Source organism: Pseudomonas sp. SMN5, from assembly GCF_052041925.1.
GTDB lineage: Bacteria > Pseudomonadota > Gammaproteobacteria > Pseudomonadales > Pseudomonadaceae > Aquipseudomonas.
This window is the reverse complement of record NZ_JBKGGX010000001.1, coordinates 230,296-253,822: the sequence shown is the minus strand read 5'-3', so window position 1 is coordinate 253,822 and position 23,527 is coordinate 230,296. Positions and strand designations below refer to the sequence as shown.

The following is a 23,527-nucleotide window of genomic DNA, read 5'->3' as shown; positions in this document are numbered from 1 at the left end:
GGAATAACCCTTTCATCTTGCCCATAGGGTCACCCATCCATGCTTGTTGCACGGCCCCTGCGTCCGGATCGTCCACCCAAGCCCGCCATTCGCAGTGTGCTGTTCAGCCTGGTCCTGGGTGCGGCCGGCGGATCGTTCGCCTGGGCCGACCCCTTGAAGCTGGAGGCCGTCGCTGTGCGCACTTACGATATTCCCCCTGGACCGCTGGGCACCGCCCTGTCGAGCTTTGCCGTGGATGCCGGCATTGCCTTGTCGTTCCAGCCCTCTATCACGGAGGGCCTGCTGAGCCCGGGGCTGTCAGGCACCTATCCAGCCCAGCAAGCCCTCACCCGCCTGCTGGGCGACAGCGGCGTGACGATGCTTGCCCGCGATGACGGCAGCTACACGCTCGCGCTACGCCAGTTGTCGCTGCCAGAGATCAACGTGGCAGCCCCCGGCCGGCGGCCCGGCGACCTCCCCCCGGTCTACCCCGGTGAACAGGTCGCCCGAGGTGCACGCCTTGGCCTTTTGGGCAACACCGACGTAATGGACGCGCCATTGAGCATCAACAGCTACACCTCGACGCTGATCAGGGACCAGCAGGCAGTCACCGTTGGCGACGTGCTGGAGCGTGACCCGTCAGTGCGCTCCACCGGGCAGACCGGCGGGATCGTCGACTCGTTCTTCATCCGCGGCTTTCCGGTGGGCGAAGGCAACCTCGGTGAACTGGCTTTCGACGGGGTGTACGGCGTGGCGTCCAATTACCGCGTGTTCACCGAGTACGCCGAGCGTGTCGAACTGGTCAAGGGTCCGGGGGCGCTGCTCTATGGCATGTCGCCCAACAATGCTGTCGGCGGTGTGATCAACCTGGTCCCCAAGCGTGCCCTCGACGAAGACCTGACCCGGTTCACCACCCGTTATGCCATGAACTCGCAGCTGGGCGGGCACCTCGACCTCAGCCGGCGCTTTGGCGAGGAGCGACAGTTCGGCCTGCGGTTCAACACCAGTACCCAACAAGGCGATACGGCAATCGACAAGCAGACCCGGGACGTCGGGATCGGCGCCCTGTCCCTCGATTATCGGGGCGAACGCCTGCGCGCCACCCTGGACCTGATCAACCAGGAGGAAAAATTCGATGCGGCGTCCCGGCCGTTCCTGATCGCACCGGGGGTGCAGATCCCCTCTGCCGCCAACGGACGCACCAGTGTCAGCCAGGATTGGGGTTGGTCCAGGACACGAGACAAATCGGCGCTGCTCGGCGGTGAGTACGACCTCAGCGACAGCCTGACGGTCTTCGCCCATGCCGGCGGTGGCCGATCCGATGTGGAGCGCCTGTCCGACCAGACCCCGACCCTCATCAACGAGGCCGGCGACACATCGTCGACGCCCGGTTACTACAAGTTCAAGGTCCGGCGTTACACCGTCGACGCAGGGGCACGCCTGGCCTTCGACACCGGGCCGGTGAGCCACAGCGGCGTCCTGCAAGTCACCCGCTATCGCGATGAGCTGTCGCGAGGAATCACTTCCGGGCCCGCCATCCTGTCGAATATCTACCACCCGGTCGATCGTCCCCGTCCGGTCATCGCCGAGCCGGCTACGCCGAAAGTCTCCGAGAGCGAGCTGTCGGGCGTGGCGCTCGCCGACACCCTGTCGGTGCTCGACGAACGCCTGAAAGTGACCGTCGGTCTGCGCAGGCAGAGCATAAAGTCGGATAACTACAATGCGGCCGGCGGGGCCACCACGGCCTACGACAAAAGCGCTACGACGCCGCTGTTCGGTGTCGTAGCCAGGCCCTGGGAGCATGTCTCGCTCTACTACAACTACGTCGAAGGCCTGGGCAAGGGCGACGTCGCGCCGTCCGCCGCGTCGAATGCCGGCGAAATCTTTTCCCCGTACCGCTCGCGGCAGCAGGAAGTCGGAATCAAGCTCGACTACGGCAGTTTCATGTCGACCCTCGCGCTGTTCCAGATCAAGAAGCCCAGCGGCGAGTTGGCTTCCGGCGTGTTTTCGGTACAAGGCCAACAGCGCAACCGCGGCGTGGAATGGACGATGTCGGGGGAGCTGGCTCCAGGCACCCGTCTGCTCGGTGGCGTCACCCTGCTGGATGGCGAACTGACCCGGTCCGGGGTCGCGGCCAACCGCGGCAACCGACCGGTAGGCGTGCCGAAAGTCCAGGCCAACCTCTGGGCCGAGTGGGACACTCCCGCCATCGATGGCCTGACGCTGACCAGTGGCGTGATCCATACCGCCAGCCAATACGTCGACCAGGCCAATACCCAGGCGCTGGATGCCTGGACCCGCCTGGACGTCGGGGCGCGTTATGCCACGCGTATAGCAGAGCGGCCCACCACCTTTCGCGCCAGCGTACAGAACGTGTTCGATCACGAGTATTGGTCCGGTGTTGCCTCTTATGGCGCGTTTTCCCAGGGCTCGCCACGCACGTTGTTGTTATCTGCCACCGTTGATTTCTGAAACGTCCGGCCCGGGACGGCGCGTGTCGCCGATGCCGGGCCGGACCTTTGCAAAGGCCTGAACCATGGTTACCGTTTTTCGCCGTCGACCCGCCCTCTGCGCGCTTATCTGCGCCGGACTGCTTTCGCTGATATTTCTGGCGCCGCGCGGTGCGCTCGCCGCTGAAGCGAACCCGGCCCTGAGCACCGTGACCGACCTGCTCGGGCGCAAGGTCCAGGTCCACCTGCCTGTGCGCCGCGTCATCCTCGGTGAGGGCCGCCAGTTGTATCTGGTGGCGGCGCTGGATACGCAAAATCCCATCGAGCGCATCGTCGGCTGGCGCAAGGACCTGATCCAGTCCGATCCGGACACCTATGGCGCCTACCTGCGGGCCTTCCCTGCCATCGCCAGAATCCCCACGTTCGGCGGATTCGAAGACGGCACCTTCGACATCGAGCAGGCGATTTCCCAGCACCCTGACGTGATCATTCTCAATATCGAAGCCCAGCATGCCACCGAAGATGCACGCTACATCGAAAAACTCGACGCCCTGGGAATTCCGGTGGTCTACGTCGACTTTCGCAACAACCCGATGCAGAACACCGAGCCGACCATGCGCCTGTTCGGCCAGTTGTTCGGCAAAGAGCAGCGGGCCGAAGACTTCATCGAGTTTCGCAAACAGCAGATCCGCCGCGTCACCGACGTCATAGAAGCCCGCCGCCCGGCCCGACCCGACGTATTCATCGAACGCATCGGCGGCTACACCGATGATTGCTGCCTGAGTTTCGGCAACGAGAACTTCGGCCTGTTCGTCGAAATGGCCGGCGGCCACAACATCGCCAAAAACATCATTCCCACTACCTTCGGCCAGTTGAACGCCGAGCAGGTGATCGTCGCCAACCCGGACCAGGTTGTGGTCACCAGCGCCAATTGGGAAGCCTTCGCGCCTGGCGGCCATTGGGTCGGCGTCGGTCCGGGCGCGGACATGACCCTGGCGCGAAAAAAACTCGCCTGGTACACCCGACGCCCCGCCTATGCCGGCATCAAGGCCCAGGATAACCAGGCGTTCCACGCGATCTGGCACCAGTTCTACAACAGTCCCTATCAGTTCGTGGCCATCCAGCAGCTTGCGAAATGGTTCCACCCGACGCTCTTTGCCGACCTGGATCCGGATGCGGCGTTCCGTGAACTGCACGAGCGCTTCCTGCCGGTGCCCTATGAGTCGGGCTACTTCGTCAGCCTGGGCGAGAAGGACGTCAAACAATGACCTCAATGAACGAAGCCCTGGTGCTGCAACGGGACGCCTACCGGCGCCTGGTCCTGCGCAAACGCCTGATCCTCGCCACCCTGGTGCTGTTGCTGCTGTGCAGCGTCCTGCTGGACCTGGCCCTCGGCCCGGCAAGCTACAGCCTCGATGAAGTCCTGGGCGCGCTGTTTTCCCCGCAAAGCGCTTCGCCGCAAGTTCGGGTAGTGATGTGGGACATCCGCCTGCCGGTGGCGTTGATGGCCGTTGCGGTGGGCGCGGCGCTGTCCCTGGCCGGGGCACAAATGCAGACGATCCTCAACAATCCGCTGGCCAGTCCGTTCACTCTGGGCATTTCCGCCGCCGCCGGGTTTGGCGCGGCCATGGGCCTGGCTTTCGGCGTGGCGTTGTTCCCGCTGGCGGCGCAATACATGGTGCCGGTGAACGCGTTCATCATGGCGATGCTCTCGGCGCTGCTGATCCACTTCCTGAGCATGCGCCGCGGTGTCACTGCCGAGACCATCGTGTTGCTGGGCATCGCCCTGGTGTTCACCTTCAATGCACTGTTGGCGCTGGTGCAGTTCTTCGCCACCGAGCAAGCCGTCGCGGCCGTGGTGTTCTGGACCATGGGCAGCCTGACCAAGGCCACCTGGCCAAAGCTGGGGGTGATTTGCCTGGTGATCCTCGTCACCCTGCCGATCTTCGCCAGGCGCGCCTGGGCCCTGACCGCTCTGCGCCTGGGCGATGACAAGGCCGCCAGTTTCGGCATCAACGTGCGCAGCCTGCGCTTTCAGACGCTGATCATGGTCAGCCTGCTGGCCTCTTTCCCGGTGGCCTTCGTCGGCACCATCGGCTTCATCGGGCTGGTGGGGCCGCACATCGCCCGCATGCTGATCGGCGAAGACCAGCGGTTCTTCCTGCCGGCCTCCTTGCTGACCGGCGCGCTGATCCTGTCCGCCAGCTCGGTGGTCAGCAAGACCCTGATCCCCGGGGCGATCTTTCCCATCGGCGTGGTCACCTCGCTGATCGGCGTACCCTTTTTCATATCTCTGATCCTTGGCGGGAAGAAAAACTCATGGTGAAGCTCCAGTTGGAGAATCTTGGCGCCGGCTATGGCCAGCGCACCGTCATCGAAGGCGTCACCACGACCACTTTCCTGGGCGGTGAGGTGGTCGCAGTCGTCGGCCCCAACGCGGCGGGTAAATCCACCTTGTTCAAACGCATGGCCGGACTGATCGATGGCCCGGGAAAGGTAATCATGCAGGATTCGCAAAAGGGCCCCGCAGGCATCAGCTACATGCCCCAGGGCCTGAATGCCAGCGCACGGTTGACGGTCTACGAATCGGTCCTGCTGGCGCGCAAACAACTGACGCCGGGCTGGGTCGTCCACGATGAAGAGCTGCGGCTGGTGGATGAGATCCTGGAGGCACTGGGCATCACCCCCCTGTCCTTTCGCAACCTCGGCGAACTCAGCGGCGGCCAACAGCAATTGGTATCCATCGCCCAGACCCTGGTGCGCGAACCGGAAATCCTGCTGATGGATGAGCCGACCAGCGCCCTGGACATGCATCGACAAGTCCAGGTGCTGAACTTCATGCGTGCCCTGGCGCGCAAACGCGAAGTCATCGTGTTCATCGCCATCCATGACCTGAACCAGGCCCTGCGCTTCGCCGACCAGGTGCTGGTCATCGCCGAAGGCACCACCCAAGGCAGTGGCCCGAGCAATGAAGTGATCAGCGAATCGATGCTGCGCAAGGTCTACAAGGTCGAGGCGCGGATCGAAAAGTGCAGCCGTGGGCAGGCGCATATTCTGATCGACGATATTGTCTGATTCCTCAGGGGATTCGCCGGGCGACCAGTGGCTTCAGTTTCTCTACACCCCTTCCGTCTCGGAAAATCACGTTGCCGTAAACCCTGCTCCCGGACTTGAATGGCCTCGTCACCCGGTCGGCTCACCTGATCCACCGTCTCTCCCTCGAGGGACGGTAGCCGAAGTACGCGCTGTAGCACTTGCTGAAATGGCTGGGTGAGACAAACCCGCACGCTACCAGGACCTCGGTTTGGGAGAGTTCGGTGTGCTGCAACAGCCGCCGTGCTTCGGTGATCCGTAGTTCCAGGTAGTAACGCTGGGGCGGCGTGCCCAATTGTTCTTTGAACAGCCGCTCCAGCTGACGCCGCGAGCGCCCGACGAAGAGCGCCAGTTCATCGATCTCCAGCGGTTCTTCCAGGTTCGCTTCCATGAGCGAAATGACTTCACGCAATGGCGCGCTGACGCTGACCAATGGCGAAACCTTTATCCGTCGATAGCGCGACTCCTCGAACGACAGAATGTCTTCGATGCCTTCCACCAAGGCCTTGCCATGCAGCCCGCCGATCCAGTTCAGCGCCATCTGGAAAGCGCCTGCCGGGCTCGACGCCGTGAGTCGATCGTTGTCGATGACCTGGGCTTCGCTGGTCACTTGGGTCGCTTTGGCGAGTTCCGCCAGGGCCGGTCGATGCTCGGGATGGATGGCGCACCGGTAGCCGTCGAGCAGCCCGGCAACGCCCAAAAACCACGAACCGTTCCACAAGCCCGCCAGGTTGATACCGCGTGCGGCGGCGCCGCGCAGCCATGCAATCAGGTCATCATCGGCCTTGAGTGCCGTGCGATAACCGCCACAGATCACCAACAGGTCCAGCCCTTCCAGCGCATCCTGGGCCAACACCGCGTCGGGACGAATCACCAGCCCCAGGTCACTGACGATCTCTGCGCCGTCGAGGCCGAAGGTAGTGGTCGAAAACAGACCCGGACGCAGCAGGTTCGCGGTGACGAGGGTGTCCAGGACCTGCGTGAACGCCGGCAGCGAAAAATGCTCGAGCAGCAGAAAGCCTGCGCGTGTTTGCCGCGCAGGCACTGTCCTGTCTTCTTGCAGGAAACGCAGGTTTTTACCTTTCATCACGCCACTGAACTGACGTCGTGTGTTCACACCCTGCTCCGTCTCGCTCAAGCCAACTGGAATCCGTGGGCGAGCGGATCTTTATCGTCGACGAAAATCGTGTTGTGGCCGATGATTTCCGCCCAGCCGCCCACGCTGGGGTGGATGCCCTGGAAACCGGCGACCGGCACCGCCGCCTCGACCTTGCCTTCGAATATCGTGCCGATGAGGCTCTCATGGCGGTAGATCTCGCCGACCCGCAGGCGCCCTTTGCCAAACAACTGGGCCATTCTCGCCGAGGTTCCGGTTCCGCCCGGGGAACGGTCGATGCCCTTGTCGCCGTAGAACACCGCGCAACGACCATGGGCGCTGCTGTTTTTCGGTTTGTCGCACCAGATGACGTGATGCACGCCACTGATCCGATCATTTTCCGGGTGGACCGGATGACTGACATCCGCCAGAGCCGTGCGTAATTTCTGGCTCAAGGCAATGATCTCGGCCGTCGTTTGCCCCTCGAGCCCGGCCCAGCAGGCCTGCGGCTCCACCACGGCATAAAAGTTACCGCCAAAGGCGATGTCCAGCGTGAAGGTGCCAACGCCTGGCACCTCGACCTGGACATCGGAGCTGTGCAGGTAACTGGGCACATTGAACAACCGTACGGATTCCACTGACTCGCCCTGCATCGTGTAGTCGACAACCACACGACCGGCCGGCGTTTCGACTGCCAGTCTGCCCGGCTCACGAGGACTGACCAGCCCTTCTTCGATCACCACGGTGCTGAAGCCAAGGGTGCCTGCGCCACACATTGGCAGGCAGCCGCTCACTTCGATAAACAGCGCGCCAACGTCACAGTCCCCGCGGGACGGTGGGTAAAGGATCACGCCGGACATGATGTCGTGCCCCCGTGGCTCGAACATCAGCGCCGTGCGGACCCAGTCATGATCGCGGACGAACATCTCCCGTCGCTCGGCCATGGGCACCGAAGGCAGCAAAGGAGCGCCCCCCGCCACCACCCGGACCGGGTTGCCGCACGCATGGGCATCGATACAGAAAAAACTGCGTCTCATGGCAACTCCCTGTTCAAACCAGTCTACGAGGCGAATGGCGCTGCAACGCACCACGCGACAGCCGATCCAGCAGCAACGCCACCGCAACAATCGCCAGGCCCGCGCGCAAGCCCAGCCCCATTTCCATTCGCGTGAGGCCCCGCGTCACTTCGGCGCCCAATCCACCTGCCCCCACCAGCCCTGCCAGCACCACCATCGCCAGCGACAGCAGGATGCATTGGTTGAGACCCACCAGAAGGGTCGGCGCCGCCGTCGGCAACTCGATCTTGAACAGGATGTCTCGCGGTGACGCGCCTGAAGCCTGGCCGAGTTCCAGCAAGTCCTTGGGCAGTTGCTTGAACGCCAGGGTGGTCAACCTGAGCATCGGCGGGATGCCGTAGACAATCGTCGCGATGATCGCCGGTACGCGCCCCAGGCTGAACAACATGACCGCAGGAATCAGGTAAACCCAGGGCGGCACCGTTTGCATGATGTTCAGCACCGGCAGCAGCGCCGCGTCGACGCGCTTGACCCGCGCCGCCAGAACGCCCAACGGGAACGCGATGGCGACCGAGATCAGCACCGCCACCGCCACCAGGGCGATGGTCTGCATCGAGGCGCTCCAGAGCCCGGAAAACAAACAGAAGGCCAGCATCGCTGCGGCATAGGCCGCGACCTTCTTGTTGGCGAACACCACGGCGGCGATTACCACCAGGCCAATCAGCACGTAAGGATGGGGAGCGAGCAACAGGCTTTCCACAGCACCCAGGACGGTCTCGATGACCTTGCTGATGACCACGAACAATCCGTGGAAGTTGGCATTGAGCCAATCGACGACAGGGGCCAGAAATGCGCCAGGAGAAAAGTTCATGGTTGCTCCCCGTTGGTTGATCGCACGGCGCTTTGCGCCAGTCGGTCGAGAATCATGGTCAGGATCACAATAGCGATGGCCGCGTTGATGGACTTGGCGATATCCAGCGTGCGAACCGCACCGTAGATCGATTCACCCAGCCCGCCGGAGCCGACGATACCGGCGATCACCACCATCCCGAACGCCATCATCAGGCTCTGGTTCACGCCGGCCATGATGCTGGGCAGCGCGAACGGCAGGCGGATCTTGTAGAACATCTGCCAACCGGTCACGCCGCTGGCATCGCCCAGCTCGATGAATGCCTTGGGCGTCATGCGGATACCCAGCGACGTCAGGCGCAGCGCCGGCGGTACCGCGACGATGAACGTCGCCAGCAGCGCGGTCGCCGGGCCATACCCCAGCAGGGCAATGGCCGGCAGCAGGTAGATATAGGGCGGCATCGTCTGGACCAGGTCCAGGCATGGATCGACGACCCGATCGATCGACGGCGCCAACCCCGCCAGCACGCCCAGGGGGATCGCCACCAGCAAGGCCAGGAACGTCGCGGTCAGGACCAGCGCCAGGGTGCTCACCGTTTCCGTCCACAAGCCGATAAAGGCACAGAACAGCAACGCCAGCCCGGACAACAGTGCGAACTGCCGGCCAACGGCGCGCCAGCCGAGCAATGCGATCAGCAGCGCGATGACATAGGACGGGGGCGATGCAATGCACCACAGCACGCCTTTATACACGCCGGCCAGCGCCGCATTCACCGCGTTGAATACAAACTCACCGTTGTCTGCAAGCCAGCCCAGCCCGGCGTCTATCGCCGCGTCGAACTGGCTGGAAAAGTCGGGCGTGCTCATGGGGATGTCTCCGCCAATGCGCTGCTCGAACGTTCAGTGAATTCGTTTGGAATACCCTGGACGCCGCGCAGCAGGTCACGCGGCGTGACAACGCCGACCACCGCGCCGGCTTCGACCACGGCCAGCGCATCGCGCTCGGACTTCATCGTCAGACCGATCAACTCGTTGATGTCGGCATTGAGGGTGGTCTTGAGCAACCTGGAAATATCACAGCCGGGATTCGCCGCCCGATATGACTCCACCGGCGTCATCACCGAATGGGCCTTGACCAGGTGCAGGCGCGAGATGCCCGCAACGAACTCCGCGACGTAGTCGTCCGCCGGATTGAGGACGATTTCTTCTGCGGTGCCGACCTGAATGATGACCCCGTCCTTCATGATCGCGATGCGATCACCAATGCGGATCGCTTCATCCAGGTCGTGGGTGATGAATACCGCTGACTTTCCAAGCTCCTTGGTCAACTGGCGGAACTCGTCCTGCAGTTGCCGACGGATCAACGGATCGAGCGCGCTGAACGGCTCGTCCATCAAAATGACTTCGGGATCCGCCGTAATCGCCCGGGCGAGCCCGACGCGTTGCTGCATGCCGCCTGACAGCTCGCTCGGGTAACGCGAAGCCCAGTCGGTGAGCCCGACCTTGGCCAGGGCACGCTCGGCGACCTTGTAGCGCTCTGCCTTGCCGACACCCTGGACCTCCAGGCCGAAGGCGGTGTTTTCCAGCACGGTCCGGTTGGGCAACAACGCCACGCTCTGGAACACCATGCCGATGTTGCGCGCCCGCACATCGCGCAACTGCGCCGGGGTCAACGAGGAAAGGTCCTTGCCTTTGACCAGCACCTTCCCTGCGCTGGGTGTGATCAGCTTGTTGAGCAGCCTGATCAGCGTGGATTTGCCACTGCCGGACAACCCCATGATGCAGAAGATCTCTGCACGACGAACCTGAAGAGTGACGTCAGAGACGCCCACCACGCAGCTGTAGTCTTGCAGGACCCGGGTCTTGCTCAGGCCCCGCTCGACCACGGCCTGCATGGCCGCCGGAGCCCTGGGGCCGAAAATCTTCCAGACTGCCTGGCAATCTATCAGTACTTCGTTGGTGTCGATATGAGCCGTTGTCATTTGGTAACCCATCGAGCCAGTGTTGCTGGCTTCTCTCATTGAACGAAAGGCGGCAGTGGCAAACTACTTACGTCTTAATTCTTGATATTGGCCCAGCGCTTCATCAGCTCGGCATGGCTGTCGGTCCAACCCTTGACCGCTTCGTCCATAGTCTTGCCGTCCTTGACCTCGGTGTTGATCCGGGTGATGTCGGCCAGGGGAACATAGACTCCTGCCATCACCTCACGGGCGTGAGGGAACGCTTCGGAGAAGCCCTTGTGGCCGACCCAGTAGTAACCTTGTGCCGGAGGGAACACACCTTTGGGATCCTTGAGGAACTTGAGGTCATATTTCTGCGCCATCCACGACGGTTCCCAGACGGTGACCGCCACCCACTCCTTGCGGTCCACCGCCGATTTCAGCGCTGCGGTCATCGCTGCGGTGCTGCCTTCGAGCAACTTGAGCTTGAGGCCGTAGCTGCTCACCGCATTGGTGGCATCGCTCATCAGACCCGAACCCGGCTCGATGCCGATGATCTTGTTGCTGAACTTGTCGGCGTTATCGTTAAGTTGGTCGATGGAATCGATGTCCACGTATTTCGGTACGGCGATGCCCTGGTAGAGACCGAACGAAACCGGCGAGAGTTTTTCAAGACGGTTCTTGTTCTTGTTCCAGTAGTCGTAGGCCGCATAGTCGGTCTGCGACGCCAGCACCTGAATGTCGCCTTTGGTCAGTGCGGCATACGCAATGCCCCACTCCGAGAACTCCACGACCTTCACGGTGTAGCCGGAATTTTCCAGGGCCTTTTTAGTAATGCCTGTGATGGGCGTCAGGTCTTCCCACGACAACGTCCCCATGGTGATCGTCTTTTCTTCCGCCTGGGCGGACATGCTCATCAAGCCCACCATTGCGATGGCGCACAGCGCCTTCCACATTCTTTTCATGGTCTTCCTCATCTACATGTCAACAGAGAGTGATGGCTTGCGGGGACCGAAAGCCGTTGTGGTACAGGGCAGTCAACCTTCTCGACCGGCTCTGAGGGCTTGCCAGCGGATGACCGAGCCGACCCCCAGGTTGGTTATTATTCTGGGCGGGAGCCTGCTGGGCTCGGGGCTGCGGCTGAAGGTCTCGAGGAACCTTGAATCCGTACCGGTTGCCAGCTCAGCGGCCATGACACCGGCCAAGGTACTTTTCACGGTACCCAGGCCGTTTTCACAGCACGCCGAAAACAGGTTCTGCTCCACCTCTCCAAACGCCGGGGCACTGTTGCGGCTCAAGCACAAACGGCCAGCCCAACTGAACTCCAGCGGTGTCGATTTCAATTCAGGGAAACGCGCGTCCAGGGAATGCCGTTGCTCCTGGGCCACTTGGGCGACACGCTTGAGCGAGACCTGGATACTGGGGTCGTAAGTGAATCGGGTGCGGATGACGATACGCGAGAGCCCGTTGGCGCTGATTTTTCGCACGGTGGCCCCCATCGGATCGGCGGGCAACAATGCCCACCGGGCGCGACCGGTGACTTCCCGATCAAACTCAGCATGGCTGTAGGCCGCGGTCATCGAGGCGTAGGTGAACACGTGCAACAGGCGCCCCTGAAAGTGCCCGAAATCCTCGACATGGCCGTTGACCGCCAGGATCACTTTGCCGGCGCTGACCCGACCGCGATGGGACCGGGCCAACCAACTGCTGCCCTGCCTGGACAACTCGATCACGGGGGAGCGTTCGAACAGGCTGATTTTGTCAGCCAGGCCCTGGGCCAGGTCCCTGATGTACTGCGCCGGTTGAATCATCACCGCGCCCGGCGTATGGAGCCCGCCGTGGTAATAATTCGAGCCGGTGATCTCGCGCATCTGGGCCGCGTCGAGCAGCTCGTACTGTTCGCCAATGCCTTGCAGGGACTTGGCGTAGTTGAGGTTCAGCTTCATGCCCCGTTCGGTGGCCGCCGCATTGATCTTGCCGGACGGATCGAACGTTTCGGCGGTCATGCCGTATTCCTGCGCCGCTTGCGCTGCAAACCCGATGGCGAAACGGTTCTGGGCGATCTCAAGCGCCGTGGCGGACTCTCCGGCCACCGAATACTCCCCCGATGACAGGCTGTGAGGAACGTCGATCATAAAGCCGGAGTTGCGCCCGGCCGGCCCTTTGGCGATCTCCAGGGCGTCTACCACGACGATGGAGTCCTGGGGACGCAACTGAGACAGCCGGCGTGCGGCTGAAAGGCCGGCAAACCCGGCACCGATGATCAACCAGTCCGCCGTGACATCGCCATCAAGCATGCGCACCGGCGTGACACGCGTCGAAATGGCTTCCCACCCGGAAACCCCGGTGTCCACCGGCAGGCGCTTGATGGAATGGCGGCTCATTTTACGGTCTCGTCCACAGAGCGATCGGACACGTCGATCCAGATGGTTTTCAGCTCCGTGTACTGGTCATGGGCGAAAACGGACTTGTCCCGACCACCGAAACCGGACTCCTTGTAACCACCGAACGGCGTGGAAGCATCGCCTTCGCCGAAGCAATTGACGGTGACGATTCCGGCGCGGATTTCCCGAGACAGCCTGATCGCTTTGCGCAGGCTGGCGGTATAGACCGACGCCGCCAGGCCGTATACCGAGTCGTTCGCCAGCGCCACCGCTTCGGCGATCGAACTGAAAGTCGTGACCGATAGCACGGGACCGAAGATTTCTTCCTGGAACAGCCGGCTCTCGCGATCGACTCCGACGAAAACGGTGGGCTGGACGAAGGCATCGCCCTCGGTTTCACCGCCATAGGCCACTTCCAGTTTTCCGGCGGTGGCGTACTCAAGGTACGACTTCACCTTTTCGAAGTGTTCCGGGCTGACCAGTGCACCAACGCGATTGTGCGGGTCCAGCGGGTCGCCCATCTTCCATTCACGGATGTAAGCGCCCATGCGTTCGAGCAACTCGTCCTTGACCGACTCATGCACCAGCAGGCGTGAAGTCGCCGAGCAGTTCTCGCCCATGTTCCAGAACGCGCCATTAACCACTTGTTCTGCCACCAGGTCGAGGTCTTCGGCATCGTCCATGACCACGGCCGGATTCTTGCCGCCGCATTCGAGCACGATGCGCTTGAGGTTCGAGTCCGCGGCGTAGCGCAGGAAACGCCGGCCGGTGGCTGTCGAGCCGGTGAAGCTGACCATGTCGACATCCTTGTGCAAGCCGATCGGCTCGCCGACTTCCTTCCCGGTGCCGGTGACGATGTTCAGCACACCGGCCGGCACGCCCGCTTCATGGGCCAGTTCGGCGACCCGCAATGTGGTCAGGCTGGTTTGCTCGGCGGGCTTGACGATGACTGAGCAACCGGCGGCCAGCGCCGGGCCGATTTTCCAGGCCAACATCAGCAGCGGGAAATTCCACGGCAGGACGCAACCGACCACGCCGATCGGCTCGCGCACCACCAGGGCCAGCGCGCCACTGCCGACGGGGGCGGTGTTGTCGTAAATCTTGTCGATCAACTCGGCGTGCCAGCGCAACGTATGGACAGTGTCCGGCACATCCACCAACTGGCACTCGCGCACTGGCTTGCCGCTGTCCAGGCTTTCCAGGACCGCCAGTTCATGGCTGTTGATCTCCAACAACTTGGCAAACTTCAACAGCACGGCCTTTCGCTCACCGGGCGGCAGCGACCGCCAGCGACCATCGTCAAAAGCCTCCTTGGCTTTGCTGACGGCGAAATTCACATCGTCTGCATTGCAGGCGGCGACTTCGGCAAGCACCTCCCCCGTGGCGGGGTTGAGGGTGGTAAAGGTATTGCCCGAAATCGCGGGTTTGAACGAACCATCGATGAACGCGTTCGACGCAAACGTCATCGATTTGGCAATGGCCGCATATTCGACCGCAGTCAGTAAATCACGCATGGTTGGCTCCCGAGGTGATGTGGGCGACGGTGCGCTTCACATTGGCGATAACGGTCTGAAGGCCGCGCTGGTCGTCTGAATTCAACGGCCGTAGCGGCGCACGTACATCGCCTACTTTGAGCCCATTCAATTCGCAACCGAACTTGATGGATTGAACGAACTTCCCGCCATCCAGCGCATTCATCAAGGGCATCATCGCGGACATGATCTGGCGACCCTTATCGAAGTTCTTTTCAATCACGCAGGCCTCATATAGCGCGATGTGTTCTTTGGGTAGAAAGTTGGAACCCGCGCACACCCAACTTCTTGCGCCCCAGGCAAAGAACTCCAGTGCCTGATCATCCCAGCCGCAGGAAAGTGCAATATGTGGAAACTCACGGACAAGCAAATGGACACGCCCCATATCACCGGAACTTTCCTTGATCGCGATAACATTTTTTGATTTGCCGACGCGCGCCAGGTATTCCTCGTTCATTTGTACGCACATCCGTCCCGGATAGTTGTACAACATGATCGGCATATTGGCCGCACGGTCGATGGTCAACGCATGGATCGCGTTTTCCTGGTCGGTCGGAAGTGCATAAGGCGGGGTAGTCACCAAGATGGCGTCGGCCTTGATGGCCTTGGCGTCCTGGGCAAACAACACGGCGTCTTCGGTTCGGATCGCACCAGTACCGATGATCAGTTGCACACGCTCGTTAATGACGTCCTTGGCGTGAGCGGCAAGTTTCAGACGCTCTTCTGCGGTTTGCGCATAATACTCACCCGTAGAGCCGCCAATAATGATTCCATGGACTTTCGCCTCTACCAGATATTCCAGGACTTCTGAAAATACCTTCCAGTCGATGTCACCACCTGGTTTATGCGGCGTGACGGCGGGTGTATAAATGCCTTCGAATCTCAAGACGATTTCTCCGAATATGAGTGACCGGAAGTTTCAACAATCAGTAAGCCCTGCGAACTTTGCGCCAGAGAATCTGGCCCATCATGTCATCGGAACAGATGATTATCCGTTGGCAAGATTCTTTCGATGCAGGCTGGATGGATTCATGCAGCTTTCAATATTTTCAGACCGTATCTATCCCAATTGGCAGTGACGACGGCTTCTTATTTTAAAACCTACGACTATGGCAATCGTAAGTTCAAGATCTTATTTAAACTAACGCCGGTTATTGCTTGCGGCTTGGATCAAGATTACGTCGCGCCCTTGCGCCTCGACAAGAAACCTTTACGCCGATCAATGCATAACAAAATGTTATCAATCGAGCCGTGGTGGCGTGCAACGGGTGCTACTGGCTGAATTGGGATAGCAGCCAGTCTCTGAGACGACAGCAGGCATCATCGCTCTGGCGGTCTTCCCTGAAGGTCAGGTAATGCTGGCTTTCCTTGAGCACCATCTCGTCGGGGACCGGACGCACCAGCGTGCCGTTTTCAATCAGGTGCGCGACCAGGTGATTCCAGCCGAGCGCCACGCCCTGATGAGTCAGCACCATGCTGATGATCAGGTTGTAGTCATTGGCATTGAGTACGTGCGGGCTGTCATGGGGACGCTCGTCCATGACGATACGGTGGAACGCAAGCCAGACGCCCCAGTCGACGTGCTCGGCGACCTGGGCGCGGCCATAGGGGCTCAGGTTCAACAGAACGCCATCGCGCAAGGCCTCCAGGCTCGACAACTCAGGATGGTCGGCCTGGTATCGGGGCGTGCAGACGGGGTAAATGATGTCGTGAAACAACGGATAGCTGCGATAGCCATCCTGGATCCTGGCCATCTTGGTGATGAATATGTCGGGCTTGATCCCAGGCTCCATCGACAGGAAATTCTGGGTGGTGATGAGATTCAGGTCGATGTCGGGATTCTGCGAGAAAAACGTTGGCAACCTCGCTGACAACCACAGTGCGGAGAACGCCGGGGAACAGCAAAGCGTCAGGATCTTCTTGCCGGAGTTTTTCGTGCGGATGCGCTCGGCCGCTTGTGAAATATTGACGAAAGACATCTGGGCCGCGTCGAAGAAAATCACGCCGGCCTCGGTCAACTCCACTGCCCGGCCGACCCGCTTGAAGAGATTGACCCCAAGATAACCCTCCAGCTCACGAATCTGTCGGCTGATCGCGGCCTGGGTGACGCACAGGGCTTCCGCCGCACGGGTAAAGCTCTGGTATTTGGCAGCCGCTACGAACGACTTTACCGCTTTGAGAGACGGCATTTTCAGCAGCGTCATGTCGGGTTCGATGTGCTTGACCATAGCCTGATGTAGTTGATTCCGGTTGGAGGCCCGCGGGCCTGCATAGAAGAGGAGTGACCGTCAGTTTGCGGCGCTGGGCCGAGATTAGCGGAAAACACCCGGCTGGCTATAGCCCCATCAGCGATCGGGCGCAGGCAACGACAGCCTTTAACCTGGCTACTCGATGCCGTGAAAGAACCTGCATGAAGGCCGGCTTACCTGATTCGGCATCGCGTGTTTTTGCATGTTGATCAGGCTTTTCTGCCAATACTTATCGAAAAAAAGCCACCCTATACTCGTGCTCAGGCTGGCGTGACCAGCGCCGTTTCCAAGCCAGCAAGCCCCCACAATAACAATCAGGGCGAACCATGAATAACAACAGCCAACCCTTCCTCGCCGCTCGCGATTTCCTGCTGGCCCACCGTACCGATTACGCCACCGCCGTGCGGGATTTCCGCTGGCCGCAGCTGAGCGAGTTCAACTGGGCGCTGGATTACTTCGACGCCATGGCCCAGGGCAATGATGCCAATGCCCTGTGGATCGTCGAAGAAGACGGCAGCGAACAGCGCTACAGCTTCCAGCAATTGGCCACGCGCTCCAACCAAGTGGCGAACCACCTGCGCGCCCTCGGCGTGCGGCGCGGCGAGCGCATCCTGCTGATGCTCGGCAACGATATCGCCCTGTGGGAGACCATGCTGGCCGCGTTCAAGCTCGGCGCCGTGGTCATCCCCGCCACCGCCCTGCTCACCGCCGAAGACCTGGGTGACCGTATCGAACGCGGTCGGGTAAGCCACCTGGTGGTCGGCAGCGCCCATGTCGACAAGTTTGTCGGACTGGGCGACGGCTGCAGCCGCGTCTGCGTCGGTCCATCCTGCACCGGCTGGGTCTCCCACAGTGCTGCCAATGAATACCCGGAGCACTTCGAAGCCGAGGGCAGCACCCTGGCCACCGACCCGATGCTGCTGTACTTCACCTCCGGCACCACTTCCAAGCCGAAAATGGTGCTGCACAGTCACCAGAGCTACCCGGTCGGCCATCTGTCGACCATGTACTGGATCGGCCTGAAGCCCGGTGACCTGCACCTGAACATTTCCTCACCCGGCTGGGCCAAGCACGCCTGGAGTTGCCTGTTCGCGCCGTGGAACGCCGGCGCCTGCATCTTCATTCACAACGTCGCGCGCTTCAGCGCCCCGGTGCTGCTTGCCACCCTGGAGCGCTACGGCGTCACCAGCCTGTGCGCCCCGCCCACCGTGTGGCGCATGTTGATCCAGGAGGACCTGACCGGGATCAAGGACCGCCTGCGCCTGCGGGAACTGGTGGGCGCCGGTGAGCCGCTCAACCCGGAAATCATCGAGCAGATCCAGCACGCCTGGGGCCTGCCGCTGCGTGACGGATTCGGTCAGTCAGAGACCACCGCCCTGGTCGGCAACACGCCCGGCCAGGTGCTCAAGCCCGGTTCCATGGGGCGCCCATTGCCGGGCTACCAGGTGACCCTGCTCGACCCCGATGGCCTTCCAGGTGATGAAGGCGAAGTCGCCCTGCCGCTCGACGTGCGTCCCCTTGGCCTGATGCTCTGCTACGAAGACAGTCCGGAAAAAACCGCCGAAGTGATGCGCGACGGTTACTACCGCACCGGCGACACCGCGCAGATTGATGAAGACGGCTACATCACCTTCGTCGGCCGTGCCGACGACGTGTTCAAGGCTTCCGACTATCGCATCAGCCCGTTTGAACTGGAGAGCGCGCTGATCGAGCATCCAGCGGTGATGGAAGTGGCCGTGGTGCCCAGCCCCGACCCGGTGCGCCTGGCCGTGCCCAAGGCGTTCCTGATCCTGGCCCACGGCGAACCCGGCAGTGCGGAACTGGCCGGCAACATTCTCGCCTTCGCCCGTGAGCACCTGGCGCCCTACAAGCGAGTGCGGCGCATCGAGTTCGTCACCGAACTGCCCAAGACCATCTCTGGGAAAATCCGCCGGGTGGAACTGCGGCAGATGGAAGCGCAACGCCGCCAGAGCGGGACACGCGGCGCGCAAGAGCACTTCGAAGAAGACTTCCCACAGCTCAAGGGCTGAATCCGGGTGGTAGCCCTGTGGGGGCAAAGCTTGCTCCCACAGGGTCTCTATTTCGCAGTGATCACCGACAACTTGGTAATCCCCGCTCGCTCGATGGAGGCCATCGCCCTGGCCACTTCACCGTAATTCACCCCATTGTCCGCCTGCAGTTGAACCCGCAGCTCAGGATTCTTGCCTTTGGCCGCCTGCAAGTTGGATTCAAGCAGGTCCGCCTGGATCTCGTCCTTGTTGATGAACACCTTGCCCTTGTCATCGATGCTCACCACCAGCGGGTCCTTCTGTTCCACCGGCGCCACCGACTCGGTCTTGGGCAGGTTGATCGGGATGGCATTAGTCAGCAGCGGCGCGGTGACGATGAACACCACCAGCAGCACCAACATGACGTCCACCAGGGGCGTGACGTTGATCTCGCTGAGCACTTCATCACTGTCTTGTGTGGAGAAGGCCATATCAGGACGCCTCCTTGACTTTCTGGCCGGCAACCGTCGCGCCGGACTTGTTCAGCGCCGGGTGTTGCAACACGCGGAAGGCGTTTTTCTGCGCCAGGCTATAGAAGTCGTGGGCGAAGTCGTCCAGGTCAGCGGCGGTCAGCTTCAGGCGACGCAGGAAATAGTTGTACACCAGCACCGCCGGCACCGCGACGGCAATCCCGACGCCGGTGGCGACCAGGGCTGCACCGATCGGGCCGGCGACGGTTTCCAGGCTCGCGGAGCCAGCGGCGCTGATGCCTTTGAGTGCCGACATGATGCCCCAGACGGTGCCGAACAGACCAATGAAGGGCGACGTACTGCCGATGCTGGCAAGGATCGCCAGGCCGCTTTCCAGGGCGCGCCGCTCGCGCACGATCTGCTGGCGCAAAGCACGCTCCAGGCGATCCTGGTGATTGATCGCCTGGCTCAGGTCCGCCGCGTGGGTGCTTTCCGGCACCTGGATTGCCGCATAACCGGCCAGCGCCACCCGAGCCGCCGCGCCCGGTTGGCTCTGGGTCAATTCGGCGGCGGAATCGAGGCTGGAAGCGGCCCAGAAGTGCTTGTGGAACTTGCGGTCCTGGGTCTTGAGCCGGGTGAATTGCACACCCTTGAGCAAGGCCAGCCCCCAGGTCGCGACGGAAAAAACAATCAGCAGCCAGATGACGGCGTGCTCGATGGATTCGAAAGGTGATGCGATCAAGTTCATGGTCAGGCTCTCCAACAAGGCATTCGGATCGGTTGTAGCGATGCGCCTTTTTCAGGTGGCCCGCGTCTATTCGGTTAAGTCGAGTTACTTGATCTTGAAGTCGATGGGTACGCTGACCCACCCGTCCAGGGCGACGTCGCCTTGCTTGGCCGGGACGAAACTCCAGCGCTTGACCGCTGCCACGGCAGCGTCATCGAGTTGATCGCGGCCACTGCTTTTCTGGATCTGGATTTCCCCAGGCTTGCCGCTGGGCAGGACGTGGACCCGCAGCAACACCGTGCCTTCCCAGCCGCGGCGCATCGCCAGCGAAGGGTATTCGGGCGCCGGGTTTTTCAGGTAGCCGGCACTGGCCGACGGCGGGCTCACCGGTTTGGGCGCAGGTGGTGCGGGTGGCGCGGCAACCGGTTGCACCGGCGCAGGGACCACCGGCGGTTGCTCCACCGGCTTGGCGACCGGTTTGGGCACGGGTTTGACCACCGGCCTGGGTTTGGGAATCGGTTTGGGTGGCGGTGGCTTGACGGCCAGCTCATCCTCCACCGGCGGCGGTGGCTCGACCACAGGCGGCGGGAGCGGCTCGGGCGGCACAGGTTCCACCACGGGCGGCGCGGGCTGGGAGAATTCGATGGTCATCGGCGGGATTTCCGGCGGCACCACGGGCAGCACCAGTGCCGGCGCCTGGTTGACCCAGATAATCACCGCGCCGTGCAACACCAGCGCGAACACCCCCAGCAAGACGCCTTCCCGGCGAGTCAGCACGCGTTTAGGGGTGGTGTGCAACCGCGACAGCGCCAGCGGCTCCCGGAAGATACGGCCAAGATCCAGCAATTCACCGCTCGGTAGTGGGCGCTGGAATACCTCCAGGGCTCGGGTGGTGCTCTGAGCATTGCCCATTGATCGACTCCTGTGAATGTCCAAATTGAGCAGGCGGGCGCCGGGGCTAACGCGTCGCCTCCGATTGCGTCAGGGCCAGAGGCGACCGGGAAAATACCTGGTCGTCCGTCAGCGCCTTGACGTCGACCCGATGGGGAAAGATCTTTTTCTCCACGAACAGATCGTCGACCTGTTGCAAGGCCTGGATATCTCGCGCCTCGACCGGAACCAGCGATTCATCGCCCCACTTGCGCAACGTCTTCGAGACGTCCAGGGGGATGTCGTTGACCTTGGCAAAAACCCGGGCGTACTCGTCGGAGTTGTCCTGCGCCCATTCGAACGCCTTGGCAAACCGCCCCAGCACATCGCTCAGGGCTCTGCGCTTGAGCGGGTCGCCCAGGACTTCGTCAGAGGCGGTGATAAACGTCAGCCCCGAATTGATCCCTTCGCCGGTAATCAGCACCCGGGCGCCCTTCTGCTCGGCGAATGCCTGGTACACACCGAACGTCGCCCAGGCTTCGATTTGCCCGGCGTTGAACGCCGGCAAGGCATCGGTCGGTAGCACGAAGCCCACGTTGACGTCCTTTTCCTCCACTCCGGCGTTGGCCAGGGCACGGATCAACAGATACTGGGCAATGCTGCCTCGGGCCGACGACACCACGACGTTACGCCCCTTCAAGTCGGCGACGCTACGGATCGTGGAGTCCGGCGGGACCAGGATCGCGATCCCGCGGGACTGGCCGCGCCGCGCCGCGACGATCCGCAGCGGCGTGCCTCCAGTTGCCGCTGCAAGCACCGGCGTGTCACCGGCCGGCGCCAGGTCGACAGCCCCGGCGCGCAAGGCTTCGAACAACGGCGCGGCGCCCTGGAAATTCGCCCACTGCACCTTGTACTCGATGCCTTCCAACGCGTTCGACGCCTCCACCACCGTGCGCAGGCCCTTGGCCTGGTCGCCCAATACCAGCGTCACGCCCGACAGGTCGGAAGGCTTGGCGGATGAGGTTTTCGCATCGCCGCTTTGACCACAGCCAGCGAGCAACAGCGCCGCGCCGGACAACAACACCGCCGTGGTTTTCCAGAAACGTCCTGGCGTCCTTATCGAAAGATCAGCCATGGGCAAACCGCCGGACAGTGCCGTTCGATGCCTGGCGCGAAGTCCCGGCTGTGGGAGTCGCCGACTCCACCGCTTCGACCCCCAGCAAACTCAACAGGCGCGCACGGATCTGCTGGAAGCCTTCCTGGCCGGTGTCCCGGGCCCTGGGCAGATCAATCGTCAGTTGCTCGGCGATCTTGCCGTTGGCCAGCACAATGACCCGGTCGGCCAGCAGGATGGCCTCGTCCACATCATGGGTGACCAACAGCACGGCCGGTGTGTGCTTGCGCCACAGGTCGATGATCAACCGATGCATGCGAATCCGGGTCAAGGCATCGAGTGCGGCGAACGGCTCATCCAGCAACAACAGCTTGGGCTCGCGTACCAGGCCACGGGCCAGTGCTACTCGCTGGGCTTCGCCGCCGGAAAGTGTCGCCGGGTAAGCGTCCAGGCGATGGGCCAGGCCGACTTCGGTCAAGGCGTCCACCGCCCGGGCCTTGGCATCGGGAATTCGCAGGCCGAGCACGACGTTCTTCCAGGCCCGCTTCCACGGCATCAGCCGGGGCTCCTGGAACACCGCCGCCCGCGCTTTGGGCACTCGCAGTTGGCCGCTGTCGATGCTGTCCAGACCCGCCAGGCTGCGCAGCAGGGTGGTCTTGCCCGAACCGCTGGCGCCCAGCAGCGCAACGAATTCCCCCGGCGCGATGTCCAGGTCCAGACCGTCGATGACCCGCTGCTGGCCGAATTGACGCACCACATTACGCAGTTGCACCGGCGCTACTGATTCGGTGGTTTTGGACGCTTGCACAAGATCGATGCTCGACATATCAGTTCCTCACAAAAGTTGGGCGCCAGGCCAGGGCGAATCGCTCCAGCGTGCGGATCAGTCCGTCGATCAACAGGCCCAGGACGCTATAGATAAGGAGGCAGATCACGATAACGTCGGTGCGCATGAAATCCCGCGCATCGCTGGCCAGATAGCCGATACCGGCAGTGGTGTTGATTTGCTCGACGAACACCAGCGCCAGCCAGGAAATCCCCAGGGAATAGCGCAGGCCGACAAAGAACGAGGGCAAGGCGCCCGGCAGGATCACGTGCCAGATCAGTTCGCGACGACTCAGGCCCAGGGTGTTGGCGGCTTCGATCAGCTTGGGGTCGATATTGCGAATGCCGGCGAACAGGTTCAGGTACACCGGGAACGTGGTACCGATGACGATCAGCGCGATCTTGGTGAATTCGCCGATGCCGAACCAGAGAATGAACAGTGGCACCAGGGCCAACGATGGGATGGTGCGCAGCATTTGCATCGGCGAATCGAGCACCACTTCGCCGCGTTTCGACAGGCCACTGATCAGCGCCGCGACCACGCCGATGGAAACGCCAATGCTCAGCCCCACGAGCGCCCGTTGCAGCGAAACCAACAGGTGCTTGCCGAGCTCCCCGGAAACGATCATGGCCCAGAGCGTACCGCCGATCTGCGACGGGGCGGCGATGATCCGCTGCGGGATCAGGCCCCAGCGCGACGCCAGTTCCCATAACAACAGCAACACGATCGGGCTGACCAAGCGCAACAGGGCCTCCGGCGTGCGCCATTGACGCAACCAGTCGGGGGCCAATCTCGACAGTCCCTGCCCGGCTGCGCCTGGTCGAACGGTCTTGTCGATGGAGAATGAGCTGCTGCTCTGCGTCTCGAATGTCTTTTCGTTCATTCAGGCTTCCTTCCTCATACAGAACATGGCCGAAGGCGCCATGCATCAGCTTCGATTTCAT

22 protein-coding genes are annotated in these 23,527 nt (G+C 62.0%); 6 read left to right on the top strand and 16 right to left on the bottom strand.

What is annotated here, in order from left to right; genetic code table 11:
- The first annotated feature begins 39 nt into the window (after positions 1-39).
- The 4 genes from ACLEJR_RS01035 (at position 40) to ACLEJR_RS01020 (ending at position 5,504) form a co-directional block, all read left to right on the top strand.
- Entirely contained in the window at positions 40-2,451 is a 2,412-nt protein-coding gene (locus ACLEJR_RS01035; protein ID WP_440811544.1) for a TonB-dependent siderophore receptor, read from the top strand.
- Between the two features lie 64 nt (positions 2,452-2,515).
- Complete coding sequence (locus ACLEJR_RS01030; protein ID WP_440811541.1) at positions 2,516-3,697, top strand: ABC transporter substrate-binding protein; 1,182 nt, start codon at positions 2,516-2,518, stop codon at positions 3,695-3,697.
- Positions 3,694-4,755 carry a FecCD family ABC transporter permease gene (locus ACLEJR_RS01025; protein WP_440811540.1) on the top strand — a complete coding sequence of 354 codons (1,062 nt, stop codon included), beginning with the start codon at positions 3,694-3,696 and terminating at the stop codon, positions 4,753-4,755. Before ACLEJR_RS01030 ends, ACLEJR_RS01025 begins: the two co-directional genes overlap by 4 nt.
- Positions 4,749-5,504 carry an ABC transporter ATP-binding protein gene (locus tag ACLEJR_RS01020; protein WP_440811537.1) on the top strand — a complete coding sequence of 252 codons (756 nt, stop codon included), beginning with the start codon at positions 4,749-4,751 and terminating at the stop codon, positions 5,502-5,504. Before ACLEJR_RS01025 ends, ACLEJR_RS01020 begins: the two co-directional genes overlap by 7 nt.
- A gap of 121 nt (positions 5,505-5,625) precedes the next feature.
- Here ACLEJR_RS01020 and ACLEJR_RS01015 read toward each other — a convergent pair whose 3' ends face one another.
- The 9 genes from ACLEJR_RS01015 to ACLEJR_RS00975 all read right to left on the bottom strand — a co-directional run bounded on the left by ACLEJR_RS01015 (position 5,626) and on the right by ACLEJR_RS00975 (position 15,225).
- A complete protein-coding gene (locus ACLEJR_RS01015; RefSeq protein ID WP_440792305.1) occupies positions 5,626-6,639 on the bottom strand; it encodes a GlxA family transcriptional regulator in 1,014 nt (337 codons plus the stop codon).
- Positions 6,640-6,656: 17 nt separating this feature from the next.
- Positions 6,657-7,655, bottom strand: coding sequence for a 4-hydroxyproline epimerase (locus ACLEJR_RS01010; RefSeq protein ID WP_440811535.1), 999 nt, complete (start codon positions 7,653-7,655; stop codon positions 6,657-6,659).
- A 13-nt stretch (positions 7,656-7,668) separates the two neighbouring features.
- On the bottom strand, positions 7,669-8,505 hold the full coding sequence (locus ACLEJR_RS01005) for an ABC transporter permease (RefSeq protein ID WP_440792302.1): 837 nt from the start codon (positions 8,503-8,505) through the stop codon (positions 7,669-7,671).
- Positions 8,502-9,350, bottom strand: coding sequence for an ABC transporter permease (locus ACLEJR_RS01000; RefSeq protein ID WP_440811532.1), 849 nt, complete (start codon positions 9,348-9,350; stop codon positions 8,502-8,504). Before ACLEJR_RS01000 ends, ACLEJR_RS01005 begins: the two co-directional genes overlap by 4 nt.
- Positions 9,347-10,465, bottom strand: coding sequence for a quaternary amine ABC transporter ATP-binding protein (locus ACLEJR_RS00995; protein ID WP_440811530.1), 1,119 nt, complete (start codon positions 10,463-10,465; stop codon positions 9,347-9,349). The genes ACLEJR_RS01000 and ACLEJR_RS00995 overlap by 4 nt, the downstream gene beginning before the upstream one ends.
- A 74-nt stretch (positions 10,466-10,539) precedes the next feature.
- Positions 10,540-11,388 carry a glycine betaine ABC transporter substrate-binding protein gene (locus tag ACLEJR_RS00990; RefSeq protein ID WP_440811527.1) on the bottom strand — a complete coding sequence of 283 codons (849 nt, stop codon included), beginning with the start codon at positions 11,386-11,388 and terminating at the stop codon, positions 10,540-10,542.
- A gap of 72 nt (positions 11,389-11,460) precedes the next feature.
- Positions 11,461-12,807 carry an NAD(P)/FAD-dependent oxidoreductase gene (locus ACLEJR_RS00985; RefSeq protein WP_440792295.1) on the bottom strand — a complete coding sequence of 449 codons (1,347 nt, stop codon included), beginning with the start codon at positions 12,805-12,807 and terminating at the stop codon, positions 11,461-11,463.
- A complete protein-coding gene (locus tag ACLEJR_RS00980; protein ID WP_440811525.1) occupies positions 12,804-14,321 on the bottom strand; it encodes an aldehyde dehydrogenase in 1,518 nt (505 codons plus the stop codon). Before ACLEJR_RS00980 ends, ACLEJR_RS00985 begins: the two co-directional genes overlap by 4 nt.
- Positions 14,314-15,225 carry a dihydrodipicolinate synthase family protein gene (locus tag ACLEJR_RS00975; RefSeq protein ID WP_440811523.1) on the bottom strand — a complete coding sequence of 304 codons (912 nt, stop codon included), beginning with the start codon at positions 15,223-15,225 and terminating at the stop codon, positions 14,314-14,316. Before ACLEJR_RS00975 ends, ACLEJR_RS00980 begins: the two co-directional genes overlap by 8 nt.
- A 126-nt stretch (positions 15,226-15,351) precedes the next feature.
- Here ACLEJR_RS00975 and ACLEJR_RS00970 point away from each other — a divergent pair, with 126 nt between their 5' ends.
- Complete coding sequence (locus tag ACLEJR_RS00970; RefSeq protein WP_440811522.1) at positions 15,352-15,621, top strand: hypothetical protein; 270 nt, start codon at positions 15,352-15,354, stop codon at positions 15,619-15,621.
- Here ACLEJR_RS00970 and ACLEJR_RS00965 read toward each other — a convergent pair.
- On the bottom strand, positions 15,611-16,567 hold the full coding sequence (locus tag ACLEJR_RS00965) for a LysR family transcriptional regulator (protein WP_440811519.1): 957 nt from the start codon (positions 16,565-16,567) through the stop codon (positions 15,611-15,613). The genes ACLEJR_RS00970 and ACLEJR_RS00965 overlap by 11 nt on opposite strands.
- Positions 16,568-16,914: 347 nt before the next feature.
- Between ACLEJR_RS00965 and ACLEJR_RS00960 the strand changes: the two genes are divergently transcribed.
- Positions 16,915-18,618, top strand: a complete 1,704-nt coding sequence (locus ACLEJR_RS00960) for an AMP-binding protein (RefSeq protein ID WP_440811517.1) — start codon at positions 16,915-16,917, stop codon at positions 18,616-18,618.
- Between the two features lie 47 nt (positions 18,619-18,665).
- On the opposite strand, the gene ACLEJR_RS00955 is transcribed toward ACLEJR_RS00960, so the two are convergent.
- From ACLEJR_RS00955 to ACLEJR_RS00930, 6 genes are all read right to left on the bottom strand, one after another.
- On the bottom strand, positions 18,666-19,067 hold the full coding sequence (locus ACLEJR_RS00955) for an ExbD/TolR family protein (protein ID WP_440811515.1): 402 nt from the start codon (positions 19,065-19,067) through the stop codon (positions 18,666-18,668).
- Between the two features lies 1 nt (position 19,068).
- Positions 19,069-19,794, bottom strand: coding sequence for a MotA/TolQ/ExbB proton channel family protein (locus ACLEJR_RS00950; protein ID WP_440811513.1), 726 nt, complete (start codon positions 19,792-19,794; stop codon positions 19,069-19,071).
- Positions 19,795-19,878: 84 nt separating this feature from the next.
- Entirely contained in the window at positions 19,879-20,685 is an 807-nt protein-coding gene (locus tag ACLEJR_RS00945; RefSeq protein WP_440811511.1) for an energy transducer TonB, read from the bottom strand.
- 46 nt (positions 20,686-20,731) lie between these two features.
- Positions 20,732-21,778, bottom strand: coding sequence for an ABC transporter substrate-binding protein (locus tag ACLEJR_RS00940; protein ID WP_440811509.1), 1,047 nt, complete (start codon positions 21,776-21,778; stop codon positions 20,732-20,734).
- Positions 21,771-22,583, bottom strand: coding sequence for an ABC transporter ATP-binding protein (locus ACLEJR_RS00935; RefSeq protein WP_440811507.1), 813 nt, complete (start codon positions 22,581-22,583; stop codon positions 21,771-21,773). Before ACLEJR_RS00935 ends, ACLEJR_RS00940 begins: the two co-directional genes overlap by 8 nt.
- A 1-nt stretch (position 22,584) precedes the next feature.
- The gene (locus ACLEJR_RS00930) at positions 22,585-23,466 is read right to left on the bottom strand and encodes an ABC transporter permease (RefSeq protein ID WP_440811504.1); all 882 of its coding nucleotides are present in this window, start codon (positions 23,464-23,466) and stop codon (positions 22,585-22,587) included.
- Positions 23,467-23,527 lie beyond the last annotated feature (61 nt).

Bases quoted from the DNA above. Each gene is read 5' to 3' on its own strand.
- ACLEJR_RS01035 (WP_440811544.1), top strand. From the start codon at position 40: ATGCTTGTTGCACGGCCCCTGCGTCCGGATCGTCCACCCAAGCCCGCC.
- ACLEJR_RS01030 (WP_440811541.1), top strand. From the start codon at position 2,516: ATGGTTACCGTTTTTCGCCGTCGACCCGCCCTCTGCGCGCTTATCTGC.
- ACLEJR_RS01025 (WP_440811540.1), top strand. From the start codon at position 3,694: ATGACCTCAATGAACGAAGCCCTGGTGCTGCAACGGGACGCCTACCGG.
- ACLEJR_RS01020 (WP_440811537.1), top strand. From the start codon at position 4,749: ATGGTGAAGCTCCAGTTGGAGAATCTTGGCGCCGGCTATGGCCAGCGC.
- ACLEJR_RS01010 (WP_440811535.1), bottom strand. From the start codon at position 7,655: ATGAGACGCAGTTTTTTCTGTATCGATGCCCATGCGTGCGGCAACCCG.
- ACLEJR_RS01005 (WP_440792302.1), bottom strand. From the start codon at position 8,505: ATGAACTTTTCTCCTGGCGCATTTCTGGCCCCTGTCGTCGATTGGCTC.
- ACLEJR_RS01000 (WP_440811532.1), bottom strand. From the start codon at position 9,350: ATGAGCACGCCCGACTTTTCCAGCCAGTTCGACGCGGCGATAGACGCC.
- ACLEJR_RS00995 (WP_440811530.1), bottom strand. From the start codon at position 10,465: ATGACAACGGCTCATATCGACACCAACGAAGTACTGATAGATTGCCAG.
- ACLEJR_RS00990 (WP_440811527.1), bottom strand. From the start codon at position 11,388: ATGAAAAGAATGTGGAAGGCGCTGTGCGCCATCGCAATGGTGGGCTTG.
- ACLEJR_RS00985 (WP_440792295.1), bottom strand. From the start codon at position 12,807: ATGAGCCGCCATTCCATCAAGCGCCTGCCGGTGGACACCGGGGTTTCC.
- ACLEJR_RS00980 (WP_440811525.1), bottom strand. From the start codon at position 14,321: ATGCGTGATTTACTGACTGCGGTCGAATATGCGGCCATTGCCAAATCG.
- ACLEJR_RS00970 (WP_440811522.1), top strand. From the start codon at position 15,352: ATGCAGGCTGGATGGATTCATGCAGCTTTCAATATTTTCAGACCGTAT.
- ACLEJR_RS00965 (WP_440811519.1), bottom strand. From the start codon at position 16,567: ATGGTCAAGCACATCGAACCCGACATGACGCTGCTGAAAATGCCGTCT.
- ACLEJR_RS00960 (WP_440811517.1), top strand. From the start codon at position 16,915: ATGAATAACAACAGCCAACCCTTCCTCGCCGCTCGCGATTTCCTGCTG.
- ACLEJR_RS00955 (WP_440811515.1), bottom strand. From the start codon at position 19,067: ATGGCCTTCTCCACACAAGACAGTGATGAAGTGCTCAGCGAGATCAAC.
- ACLEJR_RS00950 (WP_440811513.1), bottom strand. From the start codon at position 19,794: ATGAACTTGATCGCATCACCTTTCGAATCCATCGAGCACGCCGTCATC.
- ACLEJR_RS00945 (WP_440811511.1), bottom strand. From the start codon at position 20,685: ATGGGCAATGCTCAGAGCACCACCCGAGCCCTGGAGGTATTCCAGCGC.
- ACLEJR_RS00940 (WP_440811509.1), bottom strand. From the start codon at position 21,778: ATGGCTGATCTTTCGATAAGGACGCCAGGACGTTTCTGGAAAACCACG.
- ACLEJR_RS00935 (WP_440811507.1), bottom strand. From the start codon at position 22,583: ATGTCGAGCATCGATCTTGTGCAAGCGTCCAAAACCACCGAATCAGTA.
- ACLEJR_RS00930 (WP_440811504.1), bottom strand. From the start codon at position 23,466: ATGAACGAAAAGACATTCGAGACGCAGAGCAGCAGCTCATTCTCCATC.